Source organism: Micromonospora sp. DSM 43699, assembly GCF_055517075.1.
In genome coordinates this window covers 1-438 of record NZ_JBTMMT010000230.1, presented here as the reverse complement: position 1 = coordinate 438, position 438 = coordinate 1, and the positions used below count along the sequence as shown (strand labels likewise).

1 protein-coding gene is annotated in these 438 nt (G+C 71.7%); it reads left to right on the top strand.

Annotation, left to right across the window (positions count from 1 at the left end):
• Positions 1–21: 21 nt before the first annotated feature.
• Positions 22–438, top strand: a 417-nt coding sequence (locus AC0AIB_RS31395) for an AAA family ATPase (protein WP_465098111.1), incomplete at its 3' end; no start/stop codon positions are given.

Genomic DNA, 438 nt, shown 5'->3' with positions numbered 1-438 from the left:
AGCCAGTACTCTGCGTGTTTCATGCGACGCCTGCAGGACCCCTCCCCTCATCCCGATGATCCGGACGCCCGCCGCCCGGCCGTGCCCGGCGATCTCCCGGCCGAACTGAACCCGTTCGTGGGACGTGAGGACGAACTGACCGAGCTGGGCGGACTGCTGGAGGAGTCCCGGCTCGTGACCGTCGCCGGGGTGGCGGGCGTGGGCAAGACCCGGTGCGTGACCCGGGTCGCCGCCCTGCGGGAGAAACGGTACTGCGACGGGGTCCTGCTGGCCGAGCTGTCCGCCGTACGCCACCCCGACCTGCTGGAACACGCCCTGGTCGACGCGCTGGGCCTGACCGACCACACCAGCAGGCCGCCCCGCGCCGTCCTCGTCGAACACCTCTCCGAGCGCCGGACGCTGCTGGTGATCGACGGCTTCGAGCACCTCGTCGACGCC